This is a genomic window from Vibrio sp. 1580 (assembly GCF_033340055.1).
This window is the reverse complement of the sequence record NZ_JAWOVT010000321.1, coordinates 1-679: the sequence shown is the minus strand read 5'-3', so window position 1 is coordinate 679 and position 679 is coordinate 1. Positions and strand designations below refer to the sequence as shown.

Annotated in this window: 1 protein-coding gene; it reads right to left on the bottom strand. The window is 49.5% G+C overall.

Annotated elements, in window-relative coordinates; translation table 11 throughout:
- Positions 1-679, bottom strand: a 679-nt coding sequence (locus R7093_RS25770; protein ID WP_318147091.1) for an ABC transporter substrate-binding protein, incomplete at both ends; no start/stop codon positions are given.

The following is a 679-nucleotide window of genomic DNA, read 5'->3' as shown; positions in this document are numbered from 1 at the left end:
CTGCCAGCTTATCACTCTTACCCCGATTGATTTGTGCAATATAGGTAGGCATCAGCGTAAAGTCTTGATCATAAGCAAAGCCAACGTAGTCGAACTTGCGTTGCGCAATCAGTGCGTAGCTGTCGATCGTCGGCCCAATACCAAACTTACCTTTGGCGATGTAATCCGCCACTCCAAAACTGCGAGAAGAGATCGTCGCGAGGTTCGCTCCCACATTGAGTAAAATCCGCCAGCCCTCTTGCCAACCATATTGACTAAGCACACTCTCGACCATCAATTGCGTGGTTCCAGAGCGGCTTGGCGTGCTCATGGTGACGTGACCAAAGTACAGCGGATTGGTCAGATCTTGAAAACGCTTCGGTTCTGGTAAATGGTTCGCGGCCAAATAATCTTTGTTCCAAACAATCCCGGCGCCGGAGTATCCAAACGCCACGACTTGATCGTTATTAGGTAATAGATAAGGCGACAACCATTTCGGCACTTGCACACGCGACGACATATCAGCCAAACGATGTTCATTCGACAGCTCTTGCATCAGAAACGGCGACGAGCTCAACACCAAGTCGATATCCTTCATGTAGCTTTTGCTGAGCAATTGCAGGCTTGATTGAGTGCGTCGGTGAACCACTCGGACTTCAGCATCAGGATAGTGCTGCGTAAAGTCATCCACCAAAGCAGT